This is a genomic window from Pseudomonas sp. GW704-F2 (assembly GCF_059423025.1).
On record NZ_JBWKXO010000017.1, the window covers coordinates 92,536 to 104,967 of the forward strand.

Annotated in this window: 11 protein-coding genes; 6 read left to right on the forward strand and 5 right to left on the reverse strand. The window is 59.2% G+C overall.

What is annotated here, in order from left to right:
* Positions 1 to 1,314, forward strand: a complete 1,314-nt coding sequence (locus tag AC07W0_RS16240) for an ATP-binding protein (protein ID WP_017848574.1) — start codon at positions 1 to 3, stop codon at positions 1,312 to 1,314.
* A 97-nt stretch (positions 1,315 to 1,411) separates the two neighbouring features.
* Here the strand turns inward: AC07W0_RS16240 and rimK are convergent, their stop codons facing one another.
* Genes rimK through rimA form a run of 3 tightly spaced genes read right to left on the reverse strand, consistent with a single transcriptional unit; the run spans position 1,412 to position 3,589 of the window.
* Positions 1,412 to 2,317 carry a 30S ribosomal protein S6--L-glutamate ligase gene (gene rimK, locus AC07W0_RS16245; protein ID WP_003213178.1) on the reverse strand — a complete coding sequence of 302 codons (906 nt, stop codon included), beginning with the start codon at positions 2,315 to 2,317 and terminating at the stop codon, positions 1,412 to 1,414.
* A complete protein-coding gene (rimB, locus tag AC07W0_RS16250) occupies positions 2,314 to 2,796 on the reverse strand; it encodes a retropepsin-like aspartic endopeptidase RimB (protein ID WP_026140222.1) in 483 nt (160 codons plus the stop codon). The genes rimK and rimB overlap by 4 nt, the downstream gene beginning before the upstream one ends.
* Positions 2,797 to 2,809: 13 nt before the next feature.
* Positions 2,810 to 3,589 carry a S6 modification regulatory phosphodiesterase RimA gene (gene rimA / locus AC07W0_RS16255; RefSeq protein ID WP_046488753.1) on the reverse strand — a complete coding sequence of 260 codons (780 nt, stop codon included), beginning with the start codon at positions 3,587 to 3,589 and terminating at the stop codon, positions 2,810 to 2,812.
* Between the two features lie 116 nt (positions 3,590 to 3,705).
* On the opposite strand from rimA, the gene AC07W0_RS16260 reads away from it, so the two are divergent.
* Positions 3,706 to 4,113, forward strand: a complete 408-nt coding sequence (locus AC07W0_RS16260; RefSeq protein WP_017848571.1) for an RNA-binding S4 domain-containing protein — start codon at positions 3,706 to 3,708, stop codon at positions 4,111 to 4,113.
* Between the two features lie 45 nt (positions 4,114 to 4,158).
* On the opposite strand, the gene AC07W0_RS16265 is transcribed toward AC07W0_RS16260, so the two are convergent.
* Positions 4,159 to 4,962: a phosphatase PAP2 family protein gene (locus AC07W0_RS16265; protein ID WP_017848570.1), complete on the reverse strand. Its 804-nt coding sequence runs from the start codon at positions 4,960 to 4,962 to the stop codon at positions 4,159 to 4,161.
* A 126-nt stretch (positions 4,963 to 5,088) separates the two neighbouring features.
* On the opposite strand from AC07W0_RS16265, the gene hslO reads away from it, so the two are divergent.
* Both hslO and AC07W0_RS16275 read left to right on the forward strand, forming a co-directional pair.
* A complete protein-coding gene (gene hslO, locus AC07W0_RS16270; protein ID WP_017848569.1) occupies positions 5,089 to 5,991 on the forward strand; it encodes an Hsp33 family molecular chaperone HslO in 903 nt (300 codons plus the stop codon).
* 179 nt (positions 5,992 to 6,170) lie between these two features.
* Positions 6,171 to 7,712 (forward strand): phosphoenolpyruvate carboxykinase, encoded by a 1,542-nt coding sequence (locus AC07W0_RS16275; RefSeq protein ID WP_017848568.1) that lies wholly within the window; start codon positions 6,171 to 6,173, stop codon positions 7,710 to 7,712.
* Between the two features lie 86 nt (positions 7,713 to 7,798).
* Here the strand turns inward: AC07W0_RS16275 and AC07W0_RS16280 are convergent, their stop codons facing one another.
* The gene (locus tag AC07W0_RS16280) at positions 7,799 to 8,155 is read right to left on the reverse strand and encodes a DUF1493 family protein (protein ID WP_017848567.1); all 357 of its coding nucleotides are present in this window, start codon (positions 8,153 to 8,155) and stop codon (positions 7,799 to 7,801) included.
* An 861-nt stretch (positions 8,156 to 9,016) separates the two neighbouring features.
* Here AC07W0_RS16280 and AC07W0_RS16285 point away from each other — a divergent pair.
* Positions 9,017 to 10,192: a tetratricopeptide repeat protein gene (locus AC07W0_RS16285; protein WP_017848566.1), complete on the forward strand. Its 1,176-nt coding sequence runs from the start codon at positions 9,017 to 9,019 to the stop codon at positions 10,190 to 10,192.
* A gap of 286 nt (positions 10,193 to 10,478) precedes the next feature.
* Positions 10,479 to 12,416, forward strand: a complete 1,938-nt coding sequence (locus AC07W0_RS16290) for a RecQ family ATP-dependent DNA helicase (protein WP_102617765.1) — start codon at positions 10,479 to 10,481, stop codon at positions 12,414 to 12,416.
* Positions 12,417 to 12,432 lie beyond the last annotated feature (16 nt).

Below are 12,432 nucleotides of genomic sequence, written 5' to 3' on the forward strand. Positions count from 1 at the left end.
ATGAAAACCCCGCTGTGGTTCCCGCAAAGTTTCTTCTCCCGCACCCTTTGGCTGGTGCTCATCGTCGTTCTGTTTTCCAAGGCGCTCACGCTGGTTTATCTGTTGATGAACGAAGACGTGCTGGTAGATCGGCAATACAGCCACGGTGTCGCCCTGACCTTGCGCGCCTATTGGGCGGCCGACCCCGAGAACCGCGAGAAAATCGCCAAGGCGGCCACACTGGTGCGCGTGGCGGGTGCAGGTGTGCCGGAAGGCGAGCAGCATTGGCCCTACAGTGAGATTTACCAGCGCCAGATGCAGGCGGAATTGGGCGACGACACCGAAGTTCGGCTGCGTATGCATGTGTCACCCGCGCTGTGGGTGCGCGCGCCGAGCCTGGGGGAAGATTGGCTGAAGGTGCCGCTGTATCCGCACCCTTTGCGAGGGCAGAAGATCTGGAATGTACTGGGCTGGTTCCTGGCTATCGGCCTGCTTTCGACGGCGTCTGCGTGGATTTTCGTGCGCCAGCTCAATCAACCGCTTAAGCGCCTGGTGTTCGCCGCCCGCCAGCTGGGACAGGGGCGCAGTGTGCGCCTGCCGGTCAGCGACACGCCCAGCGAGATGACCGAGGTCTACAGCGCGTTCAACCAGATGGCCGAGGACGTCGAACAGGCCGGGCGCGAGCGCGAGCTGATGCTTGCGGGCGTGTCCCATGACTTGCGCACGCCATTGACGCGTTTGCGGCTGTCCCTGGAGCTGATGGGCAACCATACCGATCTCACGGACGACATGGTGCGTGATATCGAGGACATGGACGCGATTCTCGACCAGTTCCTGGCCTTTATCCGCGATGGTCGCGACGAGGTGGTGGAAGTCGTCGACCTGACGGACCTGGTGCGCGAGGTGGTAGCGCCCTACAACCAGAATGGCGAGCAGGTGCGGATGCGCCTGGAGCCGATCCAGCCGTTTGCGTTGCGTCGGGTCTCGATGAAGCGCCTGCTGAACAACCTGATCGGCAACGCCTTGCACCACGCCGGTTCGGATGTGGAAGTGGCGGCGTATGTCTCCGGTGACAGTGCTGCGCCCTATGTGGTGCTGAGCGTGATGGATCGCGGGGCCGGTATCGATCCGGCCGAGCTGGAAGGCATCTTCAACCCCTTCACCCGTGGCGACCGTGCTCGGGGTGGCAAGGGCACCGGTTTGGGGCTGGCGATTGTGCGGCGGATTGCCTCGATGCATGGCGGCAATGTTGAGCTGCGCAACCGCGAGGGCGGTGGGCTGGAAGCGCGGGTGCGCTTGCCGTTGGGTTTGATGTTGCCCCGAGACGCGGTATAGCTGCAGCGGCAAGCTGCACGTTTAGAGCTGCAAGAGAAAAGCAAACGGCTTCTGCCCGTCTCTTGCAGCCTGAAGCTTCAAGCTGAAGACTGCTCCTCTAGCCCTTGCCCTTGGTCCGGGTCATGTTCGGCCCGCCACTCTTTTCCAGATGCTGAATGATGATCCCCGCCACATCCTTGCCGGTGGTGGTCTCGATGCCTTCCAGGCCAGGTGATGAATTGACTTCCATCACCAGCGGGCCATGGTTGGAACGCAGGATGTCCACACCCGCCACGCTCAACCCCATGACCTTGGCCGCCCGTAGCGCGGTCATGCGCTCTTCGGGGGTGATCTTGATCAGGCTGGCGCTGCCGCCACGGTGCAGGTTGGAACGGAATTCCCCAGGCTTGGCCTGGCGTTTCATCGCGGCAATCACCTTGTCGCCGACCACGAAGCAGCGGATATCCGCACCGCCGGCTTCCTTGATGTATTCCTGCACCATGATGTTCTGCTTGAGGCCCATGAATGCCTCGATCACCGACTCCGCCGCCGTGGCGGTTTCGCACAGCACCACGCCGATGCCCTGGGTGCCTTCCAGCACCTTGATCACCAGCGGTGCGCCGTTGACCATTTCGATCAGGTCGGGAATGTCGTCGGGGGAGTGGGCAAAGCCGGTGACCGGCAGGCCGATACCCCGGCGCGACAGCAATTGCAGCGAGCGCAGCTTGTCCCGTGAGCGCGCGATCGCGACGGATTCATTCAGCGGGGAGACGCCCATCATTTCAAACTGGCGCAACACCGCGCAGCCATAAAAGGTCACCGAGGCGCCGATACGCGGGATCACCGCATCAAAGCCTTCCAGTGGTTTGCCGCGGTAATGGATCTGCGGCTTATGGCTGGCAATGTTCATATAGGCACGCAACGTGTCGATCACCACCATTTCGTGGCCACGTTCGGTGCCGGCCTCGACCAGGCGGCGGGTGGAATACAGACGCGGGTTTCGCGACAGCACAGCAATCTTCATGCAGCACCTGGGGCAGAAATAGTGGAGACCGGGAACACCGGCTTGTCTTGAACGTACTTGACGCCGGGATTGACCACCAACTGGCCGTCAATCAGCGCCTTGGAACCGAGGAGCAGGCGGTAGCGCATGGCCTTGCGGCAGGCGAGGGTGAATTCCACCCGCCATACCCGGTCGCCCAGTGCCAGGGTGGTGCTGATCACATAGCGCACCTGCGCATGACCATTGGAGCTCTTGATGGTTTTCATCGCCACCAGCGGCGCTTCGCAGCGGCGGTGACGCAACTGCACAACGCTGCCCAGGTGTGCGGTAAAGCGCACCCATTTCTCACCGTCGCGCTCAAAGGGTTCGATATCGGTGGCGTGCAGGCTCGAAGTGCTGGCACCGGTGTCGATCTTCGCGCGCAGGCCTGCCACTCCCAAGTCGGGAAGTGCCACCCACTCGCGCAGACCGACAACGGTCAAATGGTCAAATGTCTTCAATATGGGTAACCGGTCAATTCGCCCAGGCTTGAGGGGAAACCTCGGCCAGCGCGTTGAATGCGGGCTTGGCAAACCAGTAGCCCTGCATCAGAAATATTCCACAGTCGGACAGGAAGTCGCGCTCACCGGCACTTTCAATGCCTTCAGCGATGACAGTAACGCCCAACTGCTCACAGATTGTGACAATCCCCTGGACGATAACCTGGCGGACACGATCCTGGTCGACATCGCGAATCAGCGCCATGTCGAGTTTGATCAAGTCAGGTTGGAAATCGGCCAGCAGGTTCAGCCCCGAATAGCCCGCGCCGAAATCGTCGATGGCAGTTTTGAAGCCGAATTCGCGGTATTCACGCAGAATATTCGTCAAATGGCGATGGTTATCTATGTGTTCGCTTTCCAGTGTCTCGAAAATCAGCTGGTCAAGCGGGAAATTGTGCGTGCGGGCGGCCTCCAGGGTGCTGCGAATGCACAGCTCGGGTCGATACACCGCGTTGGGCATGAAATTGATGGAAAGACAGGTTTGCATCCCCAGGGCGGCGGCGCCGGCGATTGCCTGGGTACGGCAACGCTGGTCGAAACGGTAGCGGTTGCTATCGTTGACCTGGGCCAGCACCGACAACGCCCCTTCGCCCTGTGAACCCCGAACCAAGGCTTCGTGGGCAAAAACCGAATGGTCGCGAAGGTCTACGATCGGTTGGTAGGCGAATGCAAAATCAAAACCCAAGGGCTCGCTTTGCTGGCAGCCCACGCAATGCTGGTTGGACGAGGTGAGTGAAGTCGGGAAGTCGGTCACAGGGTATCCTCGCGAAAACAGGGGGCTACCTGGCGTATCTTAGGTGAGCCTTGGGGTTTATGCGTCGAAGGGTTTCAACAGTAAAGTTGCGACATTTTTCAGAACGAGGAATTCAAGTGGCTCAGAAGCAGGCAGAGGAAGAAAAAATCCGTTTGGACAAATGGCTGTGGGCGGCGCGTTTCTATAAGACCCGTGCCTTGGCCAAGGCCGCTATCGAGAGTGGCAAGGTGCATCATCGCGGCGAACGCTGCAAGCCGGGCAAAGAGCCGCGCGTGGGTGATGAGTTGCAGATTCGCATAGGGTTTGACGAAAAAACTGTCGTGGTCCAGGCGCTTTCCAGCGTGCGCCGTGGCGCGCCCGAAGCGCAGGCGCTGTATGCCGAGACCGAAGCCAGCGTCGCCAAGCGCGAAAACGCAGCGGCGATGCGTAAGGCCGGCGCCACAGGCATGACCACCGATGGCAAGCCGAGCAAGAAGCAGCGCCGCGACCTGTTCAAGTTTCGCGGCAGCGGTAATGACGATTGACCGCGCACATCGTCAGCGCAAAGCAGATCGATAGATGTGGGAGCGTCAGCAGGATGCGCGCATGACGCTCAATCGCCCGATCACCGGCAGCTTGGCGAGTAACCCGAACACTGGCGCGGTCAGCCGTAGCAACACCTGCGACACCTTTGCCGCAAACGGTGTGTAATAGCCCCATCCCAATGCCAGCAGTGCCAGCAACACTCCGCCGATATAATCGTCCTGCGCCCAATGTGCGCCCGCCACCAGCCGCGGCATCATGAACAACAACGCCAGGCCCCAGATCACTAGCACCTGGCCCAGCCGCTGGGCGAATACCGTCATGAACATTCCCCAGATCAGCAGCACCGAAGCATGATCCCCAGGGAAACTCTGGCTCGAACGGTCTTTCAACTCCCAGGTTTTCTCCAGCCCCGGGAAATAGTCGCTCATCTGAATCGCGCCGCTGAGCACCATCGAAGGGCTGCTGTGTTGCCAACCCATCTGCGCCGCGAGTTTGGAAAACAGCATGCGGATAAACAGCAACAGCAGCAGAATCCCGAAGAAGCCAAGAAACGCCTGGCGCACCTGCGCCGCCTTGAACACCCAATCGCCGCGAATCAACAGCGTCAGCAGAATCACGCCGACCACCGCATCAAACGGCCGCAGGCTGGCCGCGGCCCACACATGCAGCCAGGTCGGATTGCTCGCCAGGGGGGCATTGAACAGGTGAAACAGCCACTCGTCGAAAAACACGCATAGCATCTGGCCTGCGGGCCACAGCCAAAAACACAGCAGCCCGAATGCGAGTAGATTGCAAAAAGCCCATCGCCGGAGGTTCCACTTGGCTTGGAACAAACCCGGATTGTTCATAAACTGTCCCTCTTTGCTCTATATAAGCTCTCTGTTTCCCGGAGAAAGTCGCACTAAAATGGTGCGAAAGCGTTCAATCTTATAAATATTGTAATAATTTTGTCATCAATTCAGATACCCAGACCTATGACTGATTTACCGGATACCGACTTCACCCAACGCTTTATCTTCGACGAGAACGACGCCCGCGGCGAACTGGTCTCGTTGGAGCGCAGCTATGCCGAAGTCCTCGCCAAGCACCCCTATCCGGAGCCGGTCGCGCAACTGCTCGGTGAATTGATGGCGGCGGCGGCGCTGTTGGTCGGCACCATGAAATTCGACGGGTTGCTGATCCTGCAGGCGCGGTCCGAAGGTCCGGTCCCGTTGCTGATGATCGAGTGCTCCAGCGAGCGTGAGATCCGTGGCCTGGCCCGGTATGAGGCTGACCTGATCGCCCCGGACGCGACCCTGGCCGACCTGATGCCCAACGGCGTGCTGGCGCTCACCGTCGACCCGACCGACGGCCAGCGTTACCAGGGCATCGTCGACCTCGACGGCGAAAACCTGTCGGACTGCTTCACCAACTATTTCGTTATGTCCCAGCAGATCGGCACGCGCTTCTGGCTCAACGCCGACGGCAAGCGCGCCCGTGGCCTGTTGCTGCAACAGCTGCCCGCCGACCGCATCAAGGACGACGACGAACGCGCCGAAAGCTGGCGCAACCTCACCGCCCTGGCTGGCACCCTGACCGCTGAAGAATTGCTGGCCCTGGACAACGAAACCATCCTGCATCGCCTGTACCACGAAGAGACTGTGCGCCTGTTCGACGCGCAGGGCTTGCGCTTCCATTGCAGTTGCTCTCGCGAGCGTTCGGCGAACGCGCTGGTCAGTCTCGGCCTGGAAGATGCGCAAAATCTGGTGGTGGAACACGGTGGTCAGATCGAAATCGACTGCCAGTTCTGCAACCAGCGCTACCTGTTCGACGCCGCCGATATCGCCCAATTGTTCGCCGGCGCCGGTATCGGTACCCCCTCAGATACCCGCCACTAAAACGTTTAAGCACAGGTAAATCACCTGACAAATGCCGGATTAGCGCTGTTCTGACGGGAGGGCCCTACTTTTTTTGGGCTTTTCTGGCATAATCCGGCCCACTTTTTTCGCGGTAGTAGTGCGCAACTTTCTACTACAAAACGTTTGGAGCACTCGGCCACAGGCCGACGGGGAACCTCATGACGCAAGCCAATAACGCCGTATACACCGATCTGAGTGTTGACGATCTGGTCAAAGAAGCCCTGCAGCGCGGTGAAGGCGTGCTTGCCGATACTGGCGCACTGGTCGTAGAAACCGGTCACCGTACCGGCCGTTCGCCAGTCGACCGTTTCATCGTTGAAGAGCCTTCGACCCAGGACGCCATTGCCTGGGGCCCGATCAACCGCAAGTTCCCGGCCGACAAGTTCGATGCCCTGTGGGCTCGCGTCGAGGCGTTCAACAACGCGCAAGAACATTTTGTTTCCCACGTGCATGTAGGGGCCTCCGAAGACCACTACCTGGCCGTGAAGATGACCACCCAGACTGCCTGGCATAACCTGTTCGGTCGTTGCCTGTTCATCAACCCGGCCCAGTACAACCCGGCCGGCCGTGACGAGTGGCAAGTGCTCAACGTGGCCAACTTCGAGTGCGTGCCTGAGCGTGACGGCACCAACTCCGACGGTTGCGTGATTCTCAACTTCGCCCAGAAAAAAGTGCTGATCGCCGGCATGCTTTACGCCGGTGAAATGAAGAAAGCCATGTTCTCGGTGCAGAACTTCCTGCTGCCGGCCGCCGACGTACTGCCGATGCACTGCGCCGCCAACATTGGCGAAGCAGGCGATGTGACCCTGTTCTTCGGCCTGTCCGGCACCGGCAAGACCACCCTGTCCGCCGACGAAAGCCGTTACCTGATCGGTGACGACGAACACGGCTGGGGCAAGGGCGTGGTGTTCAACATCGAAGGCGGTTGCTATGCCAAGTGCATCGACCTGTCGGAGAAGAACGAGCCGGTTATCTGGAAAGCCATCAAGCACGGCGCGGTGCTGGAAAACGTCGTCATCGACGAGGCCAAGCATGCCGACTACAGCGATGTCAGCCTGACCCAGAACAGCCGTGCCGCCTACCCGCTCGAGCATGTGGCCAAGCGTTCCGAGAAGAACCTCGGCGGCGAGCCAAATGCTGTGATCTTCCTGACCTGCGACCTGACTGGCGTACTGCCGCCTGTGTCGATCCTCAGCGAAGAACAAGCGGCCTACCACTTCCTGTCCGGCTACACCGCACTGGTGGGCTCGACTGAAATGGGTTCGGGCAGCGGCATCAAGTCGACCTTCTCGACTTGCTTCGGTGCGCCATTCTTCCCACGCCCTGCCGGCGAATACGCCGAGCTGCTGATCAAGCGCATCCGCGGCTTCGGCTCCAAGGTCTACCTGGTCAACACCGGCTGGACCGGCGGCGGCTACGGCGTCGGCCAACGCTTCAACATCCCGACCACCCGCGGCGTGATCGCAGCGATCCAGAGCGGCGCGTTGATCGGCGTTGAAACGCAACACCTCGACACCATCAACCTGGACGTGCCATTGGCTGTACCGGGCGTTGAGACCGGCCTGTTGAACCCACGTAACACCTGGGCTGACAAGGCTGCCTACGACGAAGCGGCGAAGGCGCTGGCGGGTCTGTTCATCGAGAACTTCAAGAAGTTTGACGTGAGCGATGCGATCAAGGCAGCGGGTCCGAAGTTGTAAGATTCGGTCGTTGTGAAAAAGCCGCTCCTTGTGAGCGGCTTTTTTGTGCGCGAACGGTCAGTTGGCGCCTGCCGCTGTTTTGCCGGTTAACTCAGGTTTTCCAGCGTCTGCGTGTCCCAGCTGTGGGTTTTGATCGCCAGGTAAAGCATGCCGATGGTCAGCGGCACCTTTTCGCCACGCCCCTTGGCCCGCCGCTTGAGGAACACATCAAACACCGGTGGGTTGAAGTAACGATAAGTGTCGTAGTCGCCCAGATCGAGGGCGAATTCCTGCTCCAGCGCTTCCATGAGTTGCTTGGCTTCACTGCCGTCGCAGCCCAGGTCGAAGTTGAGTGAGGTCTGCAGGCGAATGGTCTTGTGTTTGGGCAGGCCGATTTCTTCGTGCAGCAGTTGCAGGAGTTGCTGCATGACGGGGTCTTCGGGGAAGTTGGGAGCCAGGTTCATGGTGGGAGCACGCAGGAGTGGGTGAGGGGGACGGTCGCGTTTGAGGCGAAATTTGTTTCGGGTGATGAAGAGTGCCAAGCCTATCAAGAACAGGGCTAGAGGAAGGAGTTGAATGCTAAGGATGATGGCGACGTAGGGTAGCCAGAACAAAAGGACTAACCCAGTTACGACGAAGGTAACGGCGAAACGCTTTCTTAGCGTGCAGTCGGTGATTTTGTAGTAAAGCGATAAATAGAAGGCAAGAAATAGCGCCGTCTGTAGGTAAAGCCATTGATTATGGTTCATTTGAATACACGTGCATTGAGATGCTTGAGCGCTGAGGGTCTATGCCACCGCTCGCCTGAGCATCGAGGCCGATGATGATGTCTGCGCTATGCAAGTTGCAGGGTTTGCGAGATATCAAATCGCTGAGCGCTTGCTTGCCGTTAGGCTTTACGGTGGAGCGAATCACGGAGAGCGTGACGCCGTAATGACCGATGTATTGAGTCCTTTCTAAATTCACGGGCTTTTGCCGAAATAGTTGAGAGGACGCTATTTTCGGTCAGCCGCAGGTCACTTCTATAGAGGGCCAAGCGGGTGTTTGAAGCGGTTTAGGAAGAGGATTACGCTGTATTTAACGGTTTCTTACAGATGCTTCCGGCATTTTTTATTTCGCCGGGACTTGCCGGGTAAAACCAATCAATTGTGGGCGTTGCGCTTGCCCGTCGTCCGAGGCGAAGGCTGATCTTGGCGTAGTACCAAGTGCTCGATAAAACCACATCACATTCTGTAGAAAAATTCTGCCAGCGCTCTGAATTCAGCGTATGTTTCACCGCGAAATCTTACAGGGCGATTCCGCCTACTACTTAAAGGGAGTTAAGCATGGGTTTGCTTCGTGTCGCTTCGGCGATGTCATTGTGTGCAGTGGCTTTTTCGATCCAGGCCGAGCAGTTGCCGATCGAGGTGCTCAGTGCGGTGGTCAAGGACCAGAAAATCGCCGACGCCGAAGTCCTGCTGCAACGTAACGGCGCACAGAACGTAGTGGGCCGCACCAACGCCCAGGGCCAGGTGACCCTCACCAGCGAAGCGGCCGATGATGCCAGCAACCTGTTGATCATCAAGAAGCCCGGCTATTCCAACCTGGTAGTGAAGTGCCCCTGCGCCGGCATGACCTACGCCATCAGCCCGGTGATGGAAAACCTCGACGGCCTGCGTGTGGTGCTGACCTGGGGCAAGACCCCGCGCGACCTCGACTCGCATATGATTTTCCCCGGCAATAACATCTTCTTCCGTAACAAAAAGGGCACCGACGCTGAGTTGGATGTGGACGACACCGACAGCTATGGCCCGGAAACCATTACCCTGCAGAAGAAGCACTACGGCGAAAGCTACGTGTATGCCGTGCATGACTACTCCAACAGTGGTTATCCAAACTCGAACGAGTTGTCCAACAGTGAGGCCAAGGTGTTTGTGTACATGGGGCAATCCCTGGTACGCACCTACTACGTGCCGCAGAACCGCGCTGGCAACCTGTGGACCGTGTTCCGCATGACCGGTAGTGGCGACTTCCAGGACATCAACACGTTCACCGGTGTGAGAGTCGGTGCCGAAGACGTACTCAATGAGGTCAAGCCTCTGCTGGACGACAGCGTGGCTGTCACCGCAGTGGCTGTCAGCTCGTCGGTACAAGCGGATGCGAAGAAGCTGAACCTGAAGGGCGAAGCAGCCTACCAGGCAGGTAACCTGGACCAGGCCATCGACCTGTTCCGTCAGGCCATCGACCTGGACAATAGCTTCGGCAAAGCCTACGGCAACCTGGGCCTGGCGTATCAGAAGGCCGGCAACACCGCCGAGTCGATCTGGGCCAACCGCAAGGCCATCGCCCTGGCGAACGGTGCCACTGCCGCGACTGTGCGTGCCGGCGCCTACTACAACATTGCGCGGATCTACGAAGCGGCGGGGCAGTTCGCGGATGCGTTGCGTCACTACCAGTTGGCCAAGGAACAGAAGGCCAATCCGGTGTATGACACGGCGATCGAGCGTGTGCAGAACCGCTGATTTAGCTGTAGGGCCGTTCTAAGGTGTGGGAAGGAGGTTGCTCCCGATGGCGGTAATTCAGTCGGTTAATTTCTGACTGATACACTGCCATCGGGAGCAATCCCCTTCCCACATTTGGTTTGTGATGTTCCTACTTACACAGTCGAACTTGTCACATTTGGCCCAAGGCCATTGCCCCAGCCTGTGTATCATCCTGTCTCTTTTTTCCTTGCGACCTATCTCGATTCGCTGAGCGTCCCAGGCTATGTTTTTGAGCCACCTTCAGCGGTCAATGGAGTGACAGCTTATGCACGACACCCTCCAGCAGGTCTTTGGTTATCCACAATTTCGTTTGGGCCAGGAAGCCGCGGTCAGCGCCGTACTGGCCGGTCGTTCGGCGGCAGCGATTTTTCCGACCGGGTCGGGCAAGTCCCTGTGTTACCAGCTGTCGGCGGTGTTGCTACCGCACCTGACGCTGGTGGTGTCGCCGTTGCTGGCGCTGATGCAGGACCAGTTGGGTTTCCTGCAACGCCATGGCATCTCGGCCGGCAGTATCGATTCGGCGCAAAGCCGCGATGAGGCCAATGAGGTGATGGCGCGCGCGCGCTCGGGCGAGTTGAAAATCCTGATGATTTCCGTGGAGCGCTTGAAGAACGAGCGCTTTCGCAACTTCCTGCAGAGCGTGCCCATTTCATTGCTGGTGGTGGATGAGGCGCACTGTATTTCCGAATGGGGCCACAACTTCCGTCCGGATTATTTGAAGCTGCCGGACTACCAGCATCAGTTCAATATCCCACAAGCGCTGCTGCTGACGGCTACAGCGACGCCCAAGGTGATTGCCGACATGCAGGCCAAGTTCGCCATTGCGCCTGACGACGTGATCACCACGGGCTTCTACCGGCCGAACCTCAACCTGTTGGTGGAGCCGGTGAGCGGCGCGGACAAGCGTCGGCGGCTGGTGCAATGGATGAACGAGCGGCCCGGCCAGCCGAGCATCGTCTACGTTACCTTGCAGAAAACCGCCGAGCAGATCGCCGAGCACCTGAATCGCCATGGCATCCAGGCCGAGGCGTATCACGCCGGCTTGCCCCACGACAAACGCGAGGGCATCCAGCAGCGTTTCATGGGTGGGCGCTCCAATTGCATCGTCGCCACCATCGCGTTTGGCATGGGCATCGACAAGAGCGATATCCGCAACGTGGTGCATTTCGACCTGCCCAAATCCATCGAAAACTACAGCCAGGAAATCGGCCGCGCCGGGCGTGACGGGCAACCCTCGGATTGCCTGGTGCTCGCCAACCGCGACAGCCTCAATGTGCTGGAAAACTTCGTGTACGGCGACACGCCCGAGCAGGAGGGCATTCGCCGTGTGCTGGACGAGTTGCAGGCCGCGCGAGGGGACGGGCAGTGGGAGTTTCTGCTGCGCTCGCTGTCGGACCACAGCAACATCCGCGAGCTGCCCCTCAAGACGCTGCTGGTGCAGTTGGAACTCAAAGGCGTGATTGCGCCGCGCTACGCGTTTTACGCCGAATACCGGTTCAAGTACCTGATCGAGCCCGACGCCTTGTTGGCGCGGTTTTCCGGGGAGCGGCAGGCGTTTGTCGCCGCGATCGTCCAAGTGTGCAAACGGGCCAAGACCTGGGCGACGGTGGATTTCGACACGCTTTATCAACAGCACCAGGCCGAGCGCAATCGCGTGGTGAAAGCGCTGGATTACTTCCAGGAGCAGGGCCTGATCGAGCTGGAAAGCAAGCAGATGACGGAGGTCTACAGCCTGCTGAATACCGATTTCGATTCGCAGGTGTTGAGCGCCGAGTTATACACAGGCTTCAAGCAACACGAGGTCACGGAAGTGGCGCGGATTCACGCCATGCTCGACCTGTTCGCCACCGAACACTGCCTGGGCCAGCGCCTGGCCCGCTATTTCGGTGATGAACATGCACCGCAGCGCTGCGGGCATTGTTCGGTGTGCCACGGCCATGTCGCGCATTTGCCGGCGCCGCCGAGCCTGGCGCCGCTTGTGGATAAAAACTTCATGGGGCTGTGCGGTGATTTTATCCACAGGCATCATGAGTACTGCGGCCAACTGCCCGGCGCCGAACGGCTGACGCGGTTCCTGGGCGGTATCAGCGTGCCGCTGTTCACCAAATTGAAGGCACGCGGCATCCCTGGTTTTGCTGCGCTGGAGGACTACCCCTACGCCGAGGTACGCGAGTGGGCCGAAACCCATTTGAATAACCTGTAAACCCACTTTGACGAGA